Annotated in this window: 13 protein-coding genes and 1 other RNA gene; 9 read left to right on the top strand and 5 right to left on the bottom strand. The window is 65.9% G+C overall.

Annotated features, from left to right (window positions below; translation table 11 throughout):
* Window positions 1–23: 23 nt before the first annotated feature.
* Window positions 24–728, top strand: coding sequence for an OmpA family protein (locus tag INQ42_RS07175; RefSeq protein ID WP_194033672.1), 705 nt, complete (start codon window positions 24–26; stop codon window positions 726–728).
* A 127-nt stretch (window positions 729–855) separates the two neighbouring features.
* Window positions 856–2,205: an NADP-specific glutamate dehydrogenase gene (gene gdhA / locus INQ42_RS07170; protein ID WP_194033671.1), complete on the top strand. Its 1,350-nt coding sequence runs from the start codon at window positions 856–858 to the stop codon at window positions 2,203–2,205.
* 43 nt (window positions 2,206–2,248) lie between these two features.
* Here the strand turns inward: gdhA and INQ42_RS07165 are convergent, their stop codons facing one another.
* Window positions 2,249–2,728: an MgtC/SapB family protein gene (locus INQ42_RS07165; RefSeq protein WP_194033670.1), complete on the bottom strand. Its 480-nt coding sequence runs from the start codon at window positions 2,726–2,728 to the stop codon at window positions 2,249–2,251.
* A gap of 236 nt (window positions 2,729–2,964) precedes the next feature.
* Here INQ42_RS07165 and INQ42_RS07160 point away from each other — a divergent pair, with 236 nt between their 5' ends.
* Genes INQ42_RS07160 through INQ42_RS07150 form a run of 3 tightly spaced genes read left to right on the top strand, consistent with a single transcriptional unit; the run spans window position 2,965 to window position 10,854 of the window.
* Window positions 2,965–8,418: a HAMP domain-containing protein gene (locus tag INQ42_RS07160; protein ID WP_228064306.1), complete on the top strand. Its 5,454-nt coding sequence runs from the start codon at window positions 2,965–2,967 to the stop codon at window positions 8,416–8,418.
* Window positions 8,403–10,142: a response regulator gene (locus INQ42_RS07155; RefSeq protein WP_194033669.1), complete on the top strand. Its 1,740-nt coding sequence runs from the start codon at window positions 8,403–8,405 to the stop codon at window positions 10,140–10,142. The genes INQ42_RS07160 and INQ42_RS07155 overlap by 16 nt, the downstream gene beginning before the upstream one ends.
* Complete coding sequence (locus INQ42_RS07150; RefSeq protein ID WP_194033668.1) at window positions 10,135–10,854, top strand: sensor histidine kinase; 720 nt, start codon at window positions 10,135–10,137, stop codon at window positions 10,852–10,854. Before INQ42_RS07155 ends, INQ42_RS07150 begins: the two co-directional genes overlap by 8 nt.
* 53 nt (window positions 10,855–10,907) lie before the next feature.
* Here INQ42_RS07150 and ssrA read toward each other — a convergent pair.
* Window positions 10,908–11,261, bottom strand: a transfer-messenger RNA (tmRNA) gene (ssrA, locus tag INQ42_RS07145).
* Window positions 11,262–11,395: 134 nt separating this feature from the next.
* Here ssrA and INQ42_RS07140 point away from each other — a divergent pair.
* Complete coding sequence (locus INQ42_RS07140) at window positions 11,396–13,594, top strand: CHASE domain-containing protein (RefSeq protein ID WP_194033667.1); 2,199 nt, start codon at window positions 11,396–11,398, stop codon at window positions 13,592–13,594.
* Window positions 13,595–13,657: 63 nt separating this feature from the next.
* Here the strand turns inward: INQ42_RS07140 and smpB are convergent, their stop codons facing one another.
* On the bottom strand, window positions 13,658–14,167 hold the full coding sequence (gene smpB, locus INQ42_RS07135; RefSeq protein WP_043959657.1) for an SsrA-binding protein SmpB: 510 nt from the start codon (window positions 14,165–14,167) through the stop codon (window positions 13,658–13,660).
* Between the two features lie 59 nt (window positions 14,168–14,226).
* Between smpB and INQ42_RS07130 the strand changes: the two genes are divergently transcribed.
* Both INQ42_RS07130 and INQ42_RS07125 read left to right on the top strand, forming a co-directional pair.
* On the top strand, window positions 14,227–14,658 hold the full coding sequence (locus INQ42_RS07130; RefSeq protein WP_194033666.1) for a type II toxin-antitoxin system RatA family toxin: 432 nt from the start codon (window positions 14,227–14,229) through the stop codon (window positions 14,656–14,658).
* A complete protein-coding gene (locus tag INQ42_RS07125; RefSeq protein ID WP_194033665.1) occupies window positions 14,655–14,933 on the top strand; it encodes an RnfH family protein in 279 nt (92 codons plus the stop codon). The genes INQ42_RS07130 and INQ42_RS07125 overlap by 4 nt, the downstream gene beginning before the upstream one ends.
* A gap of 9 nt (window positions 14,934–14,942) precedes the next feature.
* Here INQ42_RS07125 and INQ42_RS07120 read toward each other — a convergent pair whose 3' ends face one another.
* The gene (locus INQ42_RS07120) at window positions 14,943–15,332 is read right to left on the bottom strand and encodes an outer membrane protein assembly factor BamE (protein ID WP_194035804.1); all 390 of its coding nucleotides are present in this window, start codon (window positions 15,330–15,332) and stop codon (window positions 14,943–14,945) included.
* Window positions 15,333–15,479: 147 nt separating this feature from the next.
* On the opposite strand from INQ42_RS07120, the gene fur reads away from it, so the two are divergent.
* On the top strand, window positions 15,480–15,887 hold the full coding sequence (gene fur, locus INQ42_RS07115; RefSeq protein WP_193983340.1) for a ferric iron uptake transcriptional regulator: 408 nt from the start codon (window positions 15,480–15,482) through the stop codon (window positions 15,885–15,887).
* A gap of 41 nt (window positions 15,888–15,928) precedes the next feature.
* On the opposite strand, the gene recN is transcribed toward fur, so the two are convergent.
* A complete protein-coding gene (gene recN / locus INQ42_RS07110) occupies window positions 15,929–17,611 on the bottom strand; it encodes a DNA repair protein RecN (RefSeq protein ID WP_194033664.1) in 1,683 nt (560 codons plus the stop codon).
* Between the last annotated feature and the right edge of the window lie 87 nt (window positions 17,612–17,698).

The raw sequence follows: 17,698 nt of genomic DNA, 5'->3' as shown, positions 1-17,698 counted from the left end.
ATTCCAACGAAAGGACACTGCTCATGAAGAATCCGACCAAATACATTCTTGCCGCTGCCGTCATGGGCGCGATGCTCGCCGGTTGTGCCACCACCGGTGGCGGTTACTACGGCGGCCAGGATCCGTACGGCCAGCAGCAGCCGCATGATCCCAACGCGAAGACCAAGCAGGGCGCGGCAATCGGCGCGGTTGCGGGCGTCGTCGCTGGACTGCTGAGCGGCAGTGACGCCACGGAGCGCCGTCAGCGCGCCCTGGTCGGTGCCGGCGTGGGCGGCCTGGCAGGCGGCGCCATCGGCAACTACCAGGACCGTCAGGAGCGGGCACTGCGTGACCAGATGGCCGGTACCGGCGTCGACATCGTCCGCCAGGGCGACAACATCACCCTGAACATGCCCGACAACATCACCTTCGGTTTCGACAAGTCGGATCTGCAGCCGCAGTTCTATCCCGTGCTGGACAACCTGGCGCGTACCCTGAGCGAGTACAACCAGACCATCATCGAGGTGGCTGGCCACACCGACAGTGTCGGTTCGGATTCGTACAACCAGGGCCTGTCCGTACGTCGCGCCGAGTCGGTGGGCAACTACCTGATGTCGCGTGGCGTGGTGCGCGACCGCTTCATCATCACCGGTGCGGGCAAGACCCGTCCGATCGCGAGCAACGACACCGAGTCGGGTCGCGCGATGAACCGTCGCGTTGAGCTGACCCTGGTGCCGCTGCGCTCCTAACCGACCGCAGTCTCCGATTGACAAAAGCGGGCCCTTCGGGGCCCGTTTTTTGTTGTTTGTACGGACAAAGATTGACAGCCGTGCGTGCTGCGGTGCAGCATGAATTGACGCCTTTCACGGAATGCCAATGGCCAATACGTATCAGTCCGCGGACGATTTCCTTGCCTACGTAGCCGACCGCAACCCCGGTGAACCCGAGTTCCTGCAGGCTGTCACCGAGGTGATAGAGAGCATCTGGCCGTTTATCGAGGCCCATCCCAAATACGCACGCTACGGCCTGCTTGAACGGATGGTCGAGCCCGAGAGGACAATCATTTTCCGGGTGTCGTGGGTGGACGATCAGGGGCAGGTCCAGGTCAACCGCGGCTACCGTGTCCAGCACAGCTTCGCGCTGGGCCCGTTCAAGGGAGGGCTGCGTTTCCACCCCTCGGTCAACCTTTCGGTACTGAAATTCCTCGCCTTCGAACAGACCTTCAAGAACGCCCTGACCACGCTGCCGATGGGCGGTGCCAAGGGTGGTTCGGATTTCAATCCCAAGGGCAAGAGTCCTTTCGAGATCATGCGCTTCTGCCAGGCCTTCATCACCGAGCTGTACCGGCACATCGGGGCCAATACCGACATCCCCGCCGGCGACATCGGCGTGGGCAGCCGCGAGATCGGCTACATGGTCGGCATGATGAAAAAGCTCGGCAACCGCGCCGACTGTGTGTTCACCGGCAAGGGACTCTCCCACGGCGGGTCCTTGATCCGCCCGCAGGCGACCGGCTACGGCACCGTGTATTTCGTCGAGGAGATGCTGGCGCGCAAGGGCGATTCGCTGGACGGGATGCGCGTGTCCGTGTCGGGTTCCGGCAACGTCGCCCAGTACGCCATTGAAAAGGCCATGGAACTGGGCGCAAAGGTCGTCACCGTTTCCGATTCCAGCGGCACGGTGATCGACGATGAGGGTTTCACCCCCGACAAGCTCGCCGAGTTGATGGACATCAAGAACGAGCAGTACGGCCGCGTCAGCGAGTACGCCGAGCGCATCGGTGCCCGCTTCGTGCCCGACATCCGCCCCTGGTGCGTGCCGGTGGATGTGGCCCTGCCGTGCGCGACCCAGAACGAGATCGACATCGACGACGCCCAACAGCTCATCCGCAACGGCGTGATCTGTGTGGCCGAAGGGGCGAACATGCCGTCCTCACTGGATGCGGCCCGGGCGTTCGAAGAGGCCGGGGTGCTGTACGCGCCGGGCAAGGCGAGCAACGCCGGCGGCGTCGCCACCTCGGGCCTGGAGATGAGCCAGAACGCCGCGCGCCTGTGCTGGAGCGCCGAGGAGGTCGATCTGCGCCTGCACCAGATCATGAAGGGCATCCACGCCGCCTGCGTCGAGCACGGCATGCACAAGGGCAACACCTTGAGTTACCTGGACGGTGCCAATGTCGCCGGTTTCGTGCGGGTCGCGGATTCAATGCTGGCCCAGGGCGTGGTCTGAGCCGAGCGCCCTGCGGAACGCGGACAGCCGATAGCGGGCAGCGTCAATCGGACTCCGGCTGGGGACCGCGGAACCTGTGCTCCACCCACTTCAGTACGCTCAACACGATCAGCGTCAACACCGTCGCCGACACCGCCAATACGTAGTACTGCAATCCGGTGGCAATGCCGATGACCGCCACCATCAACAGCGATGAGGCCGTGGTAATGCCGACCACCGCCTTCGACGAGCGGCTGGCGAAGATCGTACCCGCGCCAATAAAGGCGACACCAGCGATCACCGATTCCACCAACCGCAGCGGATCCATGCGCAGCTGCTCGGGTGCAAGCACCGATACCACCGCCGGGTTGTGCAAGGTCACCAGTCCGATGCCCACCAGCAGGGCGGCCGCGCCGGCCACGAGCATGTGGGTCCTGAAACCCGCCGGGCGATCCTTGAGCTCGCGCTCGAATCCGACCATTCCGCCCAACACCATTGCGATCCCCGTCCCCATGATTACCTGCAGTTGGGCCAACCAGTCCATGCACGCCTCCGCGAATTGAGCCCTGTTTCTACCATTGTGGCCGTGGGGCCGTGTGTGAACACCAACGCGATGCATCACGGAGGCGCGAGGGTCATCGGCCGGGCGCCATGCGGATGGACCGGGTCAGGCGTGGATCGGGAATCTGTGAAAATATCCTCACTCGAGGTGCGGTAGCGTCTCAAAAATTTCACAAGCGATCCCACGTTCTGTCGGGCTCGGGGGGGAGGACGTAAATCGTGGGCAATGATTCTCGGCGCGCATTGCGTGTCGAAGACGATGTGGCGGGCGAGGATGTGGACCGTCGGCTGCTTGAAGCTCTGTGTGCGGTTCGCGACGGTGATTTCTCCGTGCAGTTGCCGGTGCATTGGGAGGGCACGGCAGGAAAGATCGCCGATTGCTTCAATGCCATCGTCATACGCAATCGGCATCTGGCTGACGAACTGGCCCGCGTCGGGACGGCGGTGGGCCGCGATGGCCAGACCGGCAAGCGGCTGGTGATGGCCAACCACGACGGTGCGTGGCTGGGGATGCAGCAGTCGGTCAACGGTCTGATCGACGACCTCGTGCGACCGATTGAAGCGATGACCGAGGCCATGACCGGCGTCGCCAAGGGCGACCTGACCCATACGGTGCCACTGGAGGCCGACGGCCGGCCTCTGAAGGGCGAGTTCCTGCGCTCGGCGAAGATCGTCAACCGCATGATCGGGCAGATGAGTGAGTTCAGCGCCGAGGTGACCCGCGTGGCACTTGAGGTCGGTACCGCCGGCAGGCTCGGCGGCCAGGCCAAGGTCAAGGGCGTCTCTGGCGTGTGGAAGGAGCTGACGGACTCGGTCAACGAGCTTGCCTCCAACCTGACCACCCAGGTGCGCAACATCTCCGAGGTGACCATCGCGGTGGCCGACGGCGACCTCTCGCGCAAGATCACCGCCGACGTGCGCGGCGAGATGGCCCAGCTGAAGGAAGCCATCAACGGCATGGTCGACCAGCTGCGTGGCTTCGCCTCGGAAGTCACCCGCGTGGCGCGCGAGGTCGGCACCGAAGGCAAGCTTGGCGGCCAGGCGGTGGTGCCCGGGGTGGCCGGCACCTGGAAGGACCTGACCGACTCGGTCAACGCGATGGCGTCCAACCTGACCAGCCAGGTGCGCAACATCGCCGAGGTCACCACCGCGGTGGCCAAGGGCGACCTGTCGCGCAAGATCGGCGTCGATGCGCAGGGCGAGATTCTTGCGCTCAAGAACACCATCAACACGATGGTGGACCAGCTCAACGGCTTCGCCGCGGAAGTCACCCGCGTGGCCCGCGAGGTGGGTACCGAAGGCAAGCTCGGCGGCCAGGCACAGGTCCCGGATGTCGCCGGCACCTGGAAGGACCTGACCGACCACGTCAACTCGATGGCGTCCAACCTGACCCTGCAGGTGCGCAACATCGCCGAGGTCACCACCGCGGTGGCCAAGGGCGACCTGTCGCGCAAGATCACGGTGGATGTGCGCGGCGAGTTGCTGGAGCTCAAGAACACCCTCAACACGATGGTGGACCAGCTCAACAGCTTCGCCGCCGAGGTGACCCGCGTCGCCCGCGAGGTCGGCACGGAAGGCAAGCTGGGCGGCCAGGCGACGGTGCCCGGGGTCGACGGCACCTGGGCCGACCTGACCGACTCGGTCAACGCGATGGCCTCCAACCTGACCAGCCAGGTGCGCAACATCGCCGAGGTCACCACCGCGGTTGCCAAGGGCGACCTGTCGCGGAAGATCGCGGTGACGGCGCAGGGCGAGATCCTGCAGCTCAAGGACACCATCAACACGATGGTCGACCAGCTCAACAGCTTCGCCGCCGAGGTGACCCGCGTGGCACGCGAGGTCGGCACCGAAGGCAAGCTCGGCGGGCAGGCGACCGTGCCCGGTGTGGCCGGGACGTGGGCAGACCTGACCGACAACGTCAACGCGATGGCGTCCAACCTGACCAGCCAGGTGCGCAACATCGCCGAGGTCACCACCGCGGTGGCCAAGGGCGACCTGTCGCGCAAGATCGGCGTGGACGTGAAGGGCGAGATGCTGGAGCTCAAGGACACCATCAACACGATGGTCGACCAGCTCAACAGCTTCGCCGCCGAGGTGACGCGCGTGGCGCGCGAGGTCGGCACCGAAGGCAAGCTGGGAGGGCAGGCGGCGGTGCCCGGCGTGGCGGGAACCTGGAAGGACCTGACCGACAACGTCAACTCGATGGCGTCCAACCTGACCAGCCAGGTGCGCAACATCGCCGAGGTGGCGACCGCGGTGGCCAAGGGCGACCTGTCGCGCAAGATCGGTGTGGATGCGCAGGGCGAGATCCTGCAGCTCAAGGACACCCTCAACACGATGGTGGACCAGCTCAACAGCTTCGCCGCCGAGGTGACCCGCGTGGCGCGCGAGGTGGGTACCGAGGGCAAGCTGGGGGGCCAGGCGAAGGTGCCCGGGGTTGCAGGCACGTGGGCCAACCTCACCGACAACGTCAACTCGATGGCGACCAACCTCACCACCCAGGTGCGCGGCATCGCCCAGGTCGTGACCGCGGTGGCCACCGGCGACCTGAGCAAGAAGCTCACCGTGGAGGCCAAGGGCGAGATCGCCGAACTGGCTGACACCATCAACTCGATGACCGACACGCTGGCGATCTTCGCCGACCAGGTGACGACCGTGGCACGCGAGGTCGGCGTGGAGGGCCGCCTGGGCGGCCAGGCCAAGGTGCCCGGCACCGCCGGTATCTGGGAGAACCTGACCGGCAACGTCAACCAGCTGGCCGCCAACCTGACCACGCAGGTGCGCGCCATCGCCGAGGTCGCGACCGCGGTGACCCAGGGCGACCTGACGCGCTCCATCCAGGTCGATGTCAGCGGCGAGCTGGCGGACCTGAAGGACAACATCAACGCCATGATCGGCACCCTGCGCGCGACCACCGAGAGCGGGCGGGAGCAGGACTGGCTGAAGACCAACATGGCGACCTTCAGCGGGATGATGCAGGGCCAGCGCGACCTGATCACGCTCGGCAACATGCTGCTCTCGGAACTCGCCCCGCTGATCGACGCCCACAAGGGACTGATGTACGTGGTGGATGAGGACGAGTCGGGCGGAAAGCGCCGGCTGCGTCAGCTGGCAGGTTATGCCAGCAGCGCTTCGGCGGAAGCAAAGACGATCATCGAGTTCGGCGAAGGCCTGGTTGGCCAGTGCGCCCAACAGGGGCGGATGATCGTGATCGACGGCGTCGAGCCCGGCACGCTGCACATCCGGACCGGCCTGCTCGACATGGTCCCGCGCAACGTGATCGTGCTGCCGGTGTTGTTCGAGGACCAGGTCAAGGCGGTGATCGAGCTGGCCTCGCTGTCGGAGTTCACGGTTTCCCATCGCGCCTTCCTGGACCAGCTCTCGCGCAGCATCGGCATCGTGCTCAACACCATCGAGGCGACGATGCGGACCGAGCGCCTGCTGGCGCAGTCCCAACAACTGGCCGGCGAGCTGCAGGCGCAGCAGAAGACCCTGCGCCAGACCAACGAGGACATCGCGCTCAAGGCCGCGTTGCTGGCCGAGCAGAAGAACGAGGTCGAAGGCAAGAATCTGCAGATCGAGCACGCTCGCCGTGCGCTGGAGGAAAAGGCCGCCGAGCTGGCGCTCACCTCGCGCTACAAGTCCGAGTTCCTGGCCAACATGTCGCACGAGCTGCGCACGCCGCTGAACTCGATCCTGATCCTGGGGCAACAGCTGGCGGAAAACGTGGACACCAACCTGACCCCGCGCCAGGTCGAGTTCGCCACGACGATCCACGCTGCGGGCACGGATCTTCTGCACCTGATCAGCGACATCCTGGACCTTTCCAAGATCGAATCCGGCACCGTCACCGTGGACAACGAGGAAATGAGTTTCCGCCACCTTGGCGAAAACATGGAACGCGCGTTCCGGCATGAGGCCGAGCGCCGCAAGCTGGAGTTCTCGGTCGAGTTCGAGCCCGCGCTGGGCCGCGCGTTGGACACCGATCCCAAGCGCCTGCAGCAGATCCTCAAGAACCTGCTCTCCAACGCGTTCAAGTTCACTGCCGAAGGCAGCGTTCGCCTGATCGGGCGTGCGGCCACGGATGGCTGGACGCCCGGGCATGCCGTGTTGGACGCGGCGCCCACCGTGGTGGCCTTCGACGTCACCGACAGCGGCATCGGCATCTCCGCGGACAAGCAGCGCATCGTGTTCGAGGCGTTCCAGCAGGCCGATGCCGGCACGTCCCGCCAGTACGGTGGTACCGGACTGGGGTTGGCCATCAGCCGCGAGATCGCCGGCCTGCTCGGGGGCGAGTTGCGCCTGCGCAGCGAAGTGGGGAAGGGCAGCACGTTCACGCTGTACCTGCCGTTGTCCTACGCCGGTGCCGATGCCCCGCACGAGGAGCGCGCTGCAGCCGCCCACCAGCGCGCGCAGCAGGTGGTCCCGCGCAGCAGGGATGAACTTCCTGAAGACGCCATCGAGACCATCGATGATGACCGCGACGTGCTTGTGGAGGGCGAGCCGCTCCTGCTGCTGGTCGAGGATGATCCGCGCTACGCCACCGTGCTGCGGGATCTGGCGCGGTCGCACGGATTCCGGGTGATCGTTGCCAATCGCGGCAGCGAGGCCTTGCGTCTGGTGCGCGAGTACCGGCCCAGCGCGATCTCCCTGGACATCCTGCTGCCCGACATGCTCGGGTGGACGGTGCTTGCGCGGCTGAAACAGGACTCGGCCACCCGCCACATCCCGGTGCAGATCGTCACCATCGAGGAAGAGCGCCACCAGAGCATCGAGCGCGGCGCGTTCTCCTACCTCGCCAAGCCCGCCACCACCCAGACCATCGGCGCGGCCCTGCAGCGCATCAGGGACTACAGCCTGCCCAGGGTGAAGCGCTTGCTGGTTGTGGAAGATGACGCCGCCGAGCGCATGAGCATCGAGGAGCTGATCCGCCACGACGACATCACCATCGACACGGTGGCCAACGGCGCCGACGCGCTGAAGTCACTCAAGGACGGCACTTACGATTGCGTGGTGCTGGACCTGCGGCTGCCGGACATGAGCGGGTTCGACCTGCTGGACCGTATCCAGGCCGATCCGGAACTGCGCGACGTGCCCGTGGTTGTGTTCACCGGCAAGGACCTCAGCGCCGACGAGGACCGCCGCCTGCGCAAGGTCGCCAAGAGCGTGGTGATCAAGGGCGTGGAATCACCCGAACGCCTGCTCGACGAGACCGCCTTGTTCCTGCACCGGGTCATCGCCGACCTGCCCGAAGCCAAGCAACGCATGGTCGAGAGCCTGCACGGATCGGATGATTCGCTGCGCGGCAAGCGCGTGCTGGTGGTCGACGACGACGTCCGCAACATCTTCGCCATGTCCAGCGTGCTGGAGCGCCACGGCATGGACGTGGTGACTGCGGGCACCGGCCGCGAGGCGATCGAGAAGGTCTCATCCGACGAGACGATCGCGCTGGTGCTGATGGACATCATGATGCCGGGCATGGACGGCTATCAGACCATGCGCGCGATCCGCGAACGGCCCGAGCTGCGTGCGTTGCCGATTGTCGCGGTCACCGCCAAGGCGATGAAGGGCGATCGCGAGAAATGCCTGGAAGCCGGCGCGTCCGACTACCTCGCCAAACCGGTCGTGACCGAACAGCTGCTCGGAGTGCTGCGCCAATGGCTGCACCGTTGAACGTCGCCGCAACGGCGGATGCGACCAGCGCGCCGGTCCGGATCCTGCTGGTGGACGATCAACCCGGGAGGTTGCTGACCTACCGCGCGATCCTGGAGCCGCTGGGAGAGCACCTGGTGGATGCCAGCTCGGGCGTTGAGGCGTTGGGACGCCTGATGGAGGAGGATTACGCGCTGATCCTGCTCGACGTCAACATGCCGGGAATGGATGGCTTCGAGACCGCGAGCATGATCCACCAGCACCCGCGGTTCGAGAACACACCGATCATTTTCGTCACCGCCGTCAACGTCACCGACATGGATCGGCTGCGCGGCTACAAAATCGGCGCCGTCGACTACGTGATGGTGCCTGTGATCCCGGAGATCCTGCGCAGCAAGGTGATGGTACTGGCCGAACTGCACCGCAAACGCCTTGAGCTGGAAGCCGCGAACGCCCAGCTGGCGGCCGCCAACCTGGCTTTGCACACCGAGAAGGCACGCGAGCTGGCGGTGTTGAACGAGTCGCTGCGCAACGCCAATGAGACCCTCGAGATCCAGAACCGGGTCCTGCAGGAGGAGGTCGCCGAACGCACCCGTGTCGAACAGCTGTTGCGCGGGGTGGGGCGGCGCAAGGACGAGTTCCTCGCGACGCTGGCGCACGAATTGCGCAATCCCCTGGCACCCCTGCAGAACGCGCTGGGCGTGCTGCGGATCTCCAAGGCAGTGGACCCTGAGCTGCTGGCCCTGATGGAGCGCCAGCTGGCGTTGATGGTGAGGCTGATCGACGACCTGCTCGACATCGCGCGCATCAGCCAGGCCAAGCTCACCTTACGCAGGCAGCCGACCACGCTGCGGGAAATCGTCGAGTCCGCAGTCGAGACGGCGCGTCCGGTCATCGAGCAGGGCGGGCACGAGCTGGTGCTCGACTTGCCCGCGCAGCCGGTGCATCTGGTCGCCGACCAGGCCCGCCTGTCGCAGGTGTTCGCCAACCTGCTCAACAACGCGGCCAAGTATTCCGAAGCATGTGGTCGCATCGAACTGCGCGTCCGTGTCCAGGGCGACCGCGCCGAGGTGGAAGTGATCGACGCCGGGATCGGTCTTGATCCCAGCCAGGCGGAGCGCATTTTCGAGATGTTCTCCCAGGTGGAAACGTCCGTCGATCGGACCCATGGCGGACTGGGGATAGGCTTGACCCTGGTGCGCCGACTGGCGGAACTGCATGGCGGCGACGTCTCCGTCAGCAGCGACGGGATCGGCCGGGGCGCGACTTTCACCGTCGCGCTCCCGTTGGGGACGAGCCCAGGCGCGCAGGCGCCCGCCGCCGCCGCACCGGACGCGTTCTCCGACGAGGTGCGACGCCGCGTTCTGGTGGTTGACGACAACCGTGACGCGGCCGACACGCTGGCGATGATGGTGGAGCTACTGGGCCACGATGTCCGGCGCCTGTACGATCCGCATCTGGTACTGGAGGAGGCTGCGACGTTTGCACCGGAGATCGTATTCCTCGATGTCGGAATGCCGGGATTGAGCGGCTATGAGCTGGCGCCGCAGCTGCGGTCCGTAGCCGGATTGGACGACGTCAGGATTGTCGCCGTGACCGGCTGGGGCCAGCCCGAAGACCGTCGGCGCACCCGCGAGGCCGGCTTTGACGAGCATCTGGTGAAGCCGCCGATGCTTGATGCCATCCAGCGCCTTTGCAATGCACCGGCGCAAGCGTGCCGCAGCGAGGGGAGCCACCATGGCTGAGTCCTCGCCGCCGGCGGATCCAGCGACCGCCCTATCGGGCAGGGAAGGCGAAACCTCCGACCTGCTGCTGGACCGGCTTGCCCACGACTTGAGGGGACCTCTGTCACCGCTGCAGACCGCCGCCTATCTCCTGCGAAGGCCGGAGATCGAGCCTGACCAGCGCGAAGAGCTCCTCTCGATCATTGATCGCCAGACCGCCCGCCTGAGCACGATGGTCCAGGAGGTATCGGACTGGATGCGTGTCCGCCAGTCGCGGCTGGTCCTGCACCGCGCGCCGGTGGCCCCGGCGCTGGTGGTGGAGCTGTCGTCGGTATCTTCCGGCGTCGACGTAAAGAGCCAGCTGGAGGCGGGCCTTGATGACCTCGCCGTCGACGGCGACGTCCAACGGCTGGTGCAGATGCTGTCCACCTTGATGGCATTCATGCAGGTCCGGGCATGCGACGGGCCTGTCACGGTGCGCGCGAAAGCCGGCGCGGCCAACGTCTTCTTCGAGATCGCATCGCCTGGCACGCATTGGGCCTCCGGCGAGCGCGAAGCGCTGTTTGCCGCGGCCGAGACTGTCCCGTTTGACGAAGGACTGGGCATGCGTCTCCTGATTGCCCGGGCGATCGCGGCCGCCCACGGCGGGAATATCATCGCCAGCGCCGACGCTGATGGCAGCGCGTTGATCCGCGTCGATGTGCCGTGCATGGCGGTCGAAGTCGAGCGATAGCGGCACACAAACAAGGACGGGCCGCTTTGGGCGGCCCATCCTTGTTTACAGATTGGTGGAGGTGGGGGGATTCGAACCCCCGTCCGAAGGCACTCCATCCCCGGCACTACATGCTTAGCTCACCGTTGGATCTCATTCCCGAACAGCACGGTGCGCGAAGCGCATCCGGGAACCAGCCTGCTTTGGGTTAACCGGGTGCTGACAGGCAACCACTCCCGGCGATTCCGTGATAATTACCCTACGTCGCGAGCACGGACACAAGCGATTTCGGGGCTTAGGCCTTAAGCGGCCAGTGCGTAGTTGTCGTCGTTGGCAACTAGAAGTTTGCAGCTGGATTTACGAGGAAAGCTACCCCCTCGGCATGCGCCAAGCGATTTCGCGACCCCCGTCGAAGCCAATGCACCCCCGGGGACTACAAGATTGCTGACTCACCCAGTATAGGGGCGCGCGGGCGCTACACAAGGGTTGGCGGGCTGTGCCGCGCGTGGCGTTCATCCGCCCGAGGGTGCCCGCGCGCTGGCTGCGCTTGTATGCTTCGCGGATGCCGAAATCGACCCGTGAGAATCCAGCCGAGGCAATCCGCCGTCGATTGCGCCCGCTGCGCGGCCAGTTATGGGCATTGGCGGTACTCGTCGCCTCGCTCGTGCTGGTCGTGATCCTGTGGAAAATGGCCTACGACCGTGAGTTGCGCGCCAGCGAGGAGACCTTCATCTCCCAGACCCAGGATGCAGCCGATCTGCTCAAGCAGCGGATGGTGAATTTCGAACTGGTCGCCGGTGGCGGCATTTCCCTGTTTGCTTCGGTGGCCCGGCCGACGCCGGACCAGTGGTTCGGTTACGTGGACGGCATGGAACTGCACCGCCGGTTCCCCAGCGTGGCCGGCCTGGGCTTTACCGGCTACCTGCGCCAGTCGCGTCTGGATGAACTGCAGGACGAGTGGCAACAGGCAGGTTGGGGCGACCTGCAGGTGCGGCCCAACCTCGGCCACGACCGCCTGGCGGTGGTGTTGTACCTGGAACCAAAAACGCCGGAAAACCTCGCGGTGATCGGCTATGACATGTTCTCCGATGCAGTCCGCCGCGAGGCAATGGAGAGCGCAATGGCCTCCGGTGAGCCGACGCTGTCAGGCCCTGTGCCGTTGGTGCAGGGCGACGGTAGCCACAACTCCGACGTCGGCCTGCTCCTGTATCGACCTGTCTATCGGGGACCCGAAGCCCCGGTGACCGCCCAGGCCCGCCGCGAATCCATTCTGGGCTGGGTCTACGTGCCGTTCTGGGTGGACGACTTCGTCAGCGAGGTACTTCCCGGTCGCGAGATGAGTTTCACGATCGATGATGTCACCGGCGGCGGCACGCCACAGCGGATCTTCAGCCGTGAGCCCGCATCTCCAAAGCCGGCGGCCTTCTCGCATGCGGTGGAGTTCGAGAACTACGGTCGTCGCTGGCGGATGAGCTTCCAGTCGGCGCCGTTGGCACAGGCGGCACCGCGGCTGGGCAGCCTGCAGAGCATCCTGTCGCTCGGTCTGCTGGCATCGCTGCTGATGTACGCCATCGCATGGATGCTCGCGCGCACGGAAGCACGCGCCCAGCGCATCGCCATGCGCCTGACGGAGGAATATCGCTTCAGCGAGGAGCGCTTCCGTACCGCCATGGAGTACTCGGCCATCGGCAAGGCCCTGATGGACTCCGATGGTCTGATCGTCCAGGCCAATCCCGCGTTTGGCAATATCGTCGGCATCGAGCCGGGGGAGCTGGAAGGGCGCGCGTTCGATGATCTTTTCGAGGACGACTTCAGCCCCCGTGAGGCACTGGCACCGGCCGAGCACGGCGACGAACAGGGCGTGCGTCGTGAGACACGCAGGCTCCATCGCCAGGGCGGCGAGCCGCGGCACGTGCAATTGACCTACGCGCCCATTCCGGGCGGCGAGGGCATGGCGGTCAGTGGACTGGTGCAGGTCGAGGACGTGACCGACCGCCTGCGCGCGGAGGCCCGTGTGCGCGCGCTCAACCGGACCCTGGAGGCGCGGGTCGCGCTGCGCACGCGGGAGCTTAGCCAAAGCAACGAGGAACTGGAAGCGTTCGCCTACAGCGTCTCCCACGACCTGCGCGCGCCCCTGCGCGCGATCGACGGCTTCAGTCGCGTGCTCGTGGAGCGCTACGGCGACTCGCTCGATGATACGGGGCGGGATTACCTGGCGCGCGTGCGCAAGGCAGCCGGACGGATGGGCGACCTTATCGACGCGCTGCTGAAAATGTCACGCATCAGCCGCGGGGATCTGAAGACCGAAGCGGTCGACCTTTCTCGCATCGCGACCGAGATCATCGAAGACCTGCGCGCCGGCGATCCGGACCGCGCGGACCGGGTGGAGGTGGTGATCGAGCCTGGCCTGGAGGCGCACGGCGACGTGGCATTGCTACGCAACCTGCTGGTCAACCTGTTGGGCAATGCGTGGAAGTTCACCCGGGATTCCGACGCGGCCCGCATCGAATTCGGCAAGGAGGGCGACGAGTACTTCGTGCGTGACAACGGCGCCGGGTTCCCACAAGACTACGTAGGCAAGCTGTTCCGTCCGTTCCAGCGCCTGCACGCGCAGTCGCAGTTCGACGGCCACGGCATCGGCCTGGCCTCGTCAAAGCGCGTGGTCCAGCGCCACGGTGGCGTGATCCGGGCCGAGGGGAGCGAGCAGGGCGGCGCGACCTTCCGCTTCACCCTGGCCGACGTGCCGGACGAAATCGAATGACCGTCCGTTGAAGCTTGAGGACGGGCGCCAGCAACGTTCGTCGCGCGGAGTGCCCGGCTGCAGTCAGGCGTTCTTGTTGTGCTGGCGCAGCGTGCGCTGCTTTTCCCGCGCCCAGTCGCGGTCCTTGCTGGTCTGGCGCTTGTCGTGGCTCTGCTTGCCCTTGGCCAACGCCAGTTCCAGCTTGACCTTGCCGGCTTTCCAGTACATCGAGGTCGGGATGACGGTGTAGCCGTCGCGTTCGATCTGGCCGATCAGCTTGTCAATCTCGCGCCGGTGCAGCAGCAGCTTGCGCGTGCGCATCGGGTCGGCGACAACATGGCTGGAGGTTGAGATCACCGGAGTCATCTGCGCCCCGAACAGGAACATCTCCCCGTTGCGGACCACGGCGTAGCTCTCGCCAATGTTGGCGCGTCCGGCGCGGATCGACTTCACTTCCCAGCCCTGCAGGGCCAGGCCGGCTTCGAAACGCTCTTCCAGGTGGTAGTCGAAGCGGGCGCGCTTGTTCAGCGCAATGGTGCCGCCGCCCGACTTTCCCTTATCCTTGTCGCTCTTGTTGGTTTTGTTCTTCGTCATTGCGCCTATTGTGTCCGATCCGGAGCGCGCCGTGATACCGGATGATGGCTGTTGCTCCCATGACCACGATTCACCGCACCGCCCTTGTTGCCCATTCGGCTGCACGCATGTTCGAGCTGGTCAACGACGTGGCGGCGTATCCGCGACGCTTTGACTGGTGTCAGCAGGCGCAGGTGCTGGAGTCGGGCGAGAACCACGTGGTGGCCCGGCTGGACCTGGGCCTGGGCGCCCTGAAGACGTGGTTTACGACCCGCAACACGTTCAGCGCGCCTGAGCATATCGACCTGGCGCTGGTGGACGGGCCGTTCCGCAAGCTGTCGGGTCGCTGGGAGTTCACCGCGCTGGAGGAATCCGCGAGCCGGATCAGCCTGACACTGAAGTTCGAGCCGGCTATCCGCCTGCTGGGACCGGCGATGGCGATCGGCTTCCAGAAGCTGGCCGACCGGATGGTGGCTGACTTCATCCGCGCCGCGGATCGTGATCCGTCGTGAAGGTGGAAGTGGTGCGGGCGTGGCCGGATCGTTTCGAGCTCGTCGAGCTCAAGCTGGCCCAAGGTGCGCTGGTCAGCGACGCAGTTCGCGAGTCGGGCATGGTGCCTGCCGACGAAATTGCCGGCGACGCTGTTGCAGTGGCGGTGTTCGGCGTCGTGGCCAGCCTGCGCGATGTGTTGCGCGACGGTGACCGGGTGGAACTGCTCAGGCCGCTGCTGATCGATCCCAAGCAGGCCCGGCGGCGACGCGCGAAGGCGGCCCGAGCGCCGGAATGAGCGGGTGGCTCAGCGCTTCTTCTTTTCCTTGGCCAGGTTGCGGCCGAACTGCTTGGGCGACTTCTTCGCCAGCTCCGCGTCCTGCTTGGGAAAGTAGTCCCCGTCCCACTTCACCAGCGCGTCGTTGGCATCGAACCACAGCGTCAGGTTCTTGATGCGGGTGCGCGCGAGCCGGTCGGTGCGCTCGCTGGCGGTGTAGTCCCAGCGCTCGGGATGGTAGGGGTCCTGGATCGAGGGCGTGCCCAGAAGGCCCAACACCTGTTGCTTGGCCATGCCCACCTGCAACTGCTCGACCGCGTTCTCGTTCAGCAGGTTGCCCTGGTAGATCGGCTGCCGGTACACGATGCCGCATCCGGCGGTGGTCGCGGCAACGGCAAGGGCGAGCAGGATCGTGCGCAATGGGTGCTTGGTCATCGGTGTCTGCAGCAGGTGGATATCGGGGGCGATGATACACTGCCGCCGCCGCGCCGCGGCTGCACCCTGTCCACGTTCATCCAGTGTTGCAGGGCGGTCGTCGCCCGCCACGGATCCCGCAAGGAGCCCTTGATGGAATCCCAGAATCTTCGTAACGCGGGTCTCAAGGTGACCCATCCGCGCATGCGGATCCTGCAGTTCCTCGAGCAGAGCAAGCCCCGCCACGTGACTGCCGAGGACATCTACCGGCAGTTGCTCGACCAGGGCGAGGACATCGGTCTGGCGACCGTGTACCGCGTGCTGACCCAGTTCGAGGCGGTCGGGCTGGTGCTAAAGCACAATTTCGAGGCCGGCCAGTCGGTGTACGAGCTTGACCGCGGCGGCCACCACGACCACATGGTCGACGTGGATACGGGCAAGGTGATCGAGTTCGAGAACGAGGAAATCGAGCGACTCCAGCACGTCATCGCCGCGCAGTACGGCTACGAGATCGAGGACCACACGCTGGTTCTGTACGTTCGCAAGAAAGGCTCGCGTTAACGCGTCACCGTCACCGTCGCCGGAATGGGCTGTGCCCGCCGTCAGGTCACGTCATCGAGCAGGCGCTGCGCGGCGGCGCGCGCCTCGCGCGTCAGCTCCACGCCACCCAGCATCCGCGACAGCTCCTCCTGCCGCTGGTCGGCATCGAGTTGTTGCACCTGGCTCTGGGTGACCCCGTCGGCGGCCGCCTTGCTGACCCGGTAGTGGGCATGTCCCTGGGCCGCGACCTGGGGAAGGTGGGTCACGCACAGGACCTGACGACTCGCGCCCAGTGCACGCAGTTTGCGGCCGACGATGTCGGCCACCGCGCCGCCGATTCCCGAGTCGACCTCGTCGAACACCATGGTCGGCACCGCGTCCAACCCGAGCGCGGCGACCTCGATCGCCAGTGAGATGCGCGACAGCTCGCCACCCGACGCCACCTTGCGCAGCGGGCGCGGCGGCTGGCCCGGATTGGCGGCGACCATGAACTCGATGCGCTCGCCGCCATTGGGATCGGGTTTGTCGGCAGGCAGCGGCTCGATGTCGATACCGAAGTGGCCGCCGCCCATGCCCAGCTCGCCGATCAGTGCGGTGGTGGCCTGCGCCAGTTTGCCCGCTGCCTTGCGCCGCTTCGCGCCCAGCGCGTCTGCTGCCGTGCGCCACGCCAGCCGGGTCTTTTCGATTTCGCTGTCGAGCTTTTCCAGTCGCCGGTCGGCTCCGCGCAGGGCATCCAGCTCCTGCTCCAGCGCGTCGCGGTGGGCGGCAAGTTCTTCCGGAGCCACGCGGTGCTTGCGGGCCAGATCATGGATGCGCGCCAGGCGCTGCTCGATCGACTCGAACAGCGAGGGGTCGATGTCCAGGTCGTCGCGGATGCGGTCCAGCAGGCTGCCTGCCTCGTCGATCTGGATCGCAGCGGCGGCGAGCATGCCGTCCACTTCGCTCAGACGTGGTTCGTGGCTGGCCACGCGCTGCAGTTCGTGCCGTACCTGCTGCAGCGCCCGCGACACGGAGACATCGTCGCTGCCGCCAAGCTGCGCGAAAGCACTCTCGCTGGCCGCAATCAAGTCGCTGGCGTGGGCCTGCCGACGGTGATCCAGCAGTAACTGGGCGATCGAGTCGGCGTCCAGCGTTTCCCGCTCAAGCTCCAGGTACTGATGCTCCAGCCACTCAATGCGGTCGCTGACATCTCCCTGGGCAACGAGTTCGTCGCGCTCCCGTAGCAGGGCGCTCCATTGGACGGCCGCCTCGGCCACCTGCCGACGCTCGGGCGCGGTCGCAGCGTACGCATCGAGCAGGGCGAGCTGGCTGCCGCGCGCCATGAGGGCCTGGTGTTCGTGCTGGCCGTGGATCTCCACCAGGTGCGCGGTCAATTCGGCCAGCTGCGCCATCGTCACCGGGCGACCGTTGATCCACGCGCGCGAGCCGCCGTCGGCGCGGATCACCCGTCGTACCAGGCAACCGGAGCCTGAGGACGCGTCGTCCTCGTCGAGCTCATGCTCTTTCAGCCACGCGGTGGCGGCGGGAACGTCGTCCAGTCTGAACTCGCCGGCAAGCTCGGCGCGCTCGGCCCCGTGGCGCACCACGCCGCTGTCGGCGCGGATGCCCGACAGCAGGCCCAGGGCATCGACCAGCAACGACTTGCCGGCACCGGTTTCACCGGAAATGACGGTAAGCCCGGGACCAAAGACGAGTTCGGCCTGGCTGACGACGGCGAAATGCTTGAGTGAGAGATGGGTGAGCATGTGGCGCGAGTCTAATGGGGACGGCCGCCGTGCGGAATTGTCTTGAATTGATCGGCGGCGACCCCATTGCTGTGGCAGTCAAGGACA

This window comes from Lysobacter avium (assembly GCF_015209745.1).
GTDB classification, from domain to species: domain Bacteria; phylum Pseudomonadota; class Gammaproteobacteria; order Xanthomonadales; family Xanthomonadaceae; genus Novilysobacter; species Novilysobacter avium.
This window is presented reverse-complemented; position numbering and strand designations above follow the sequence as displayed.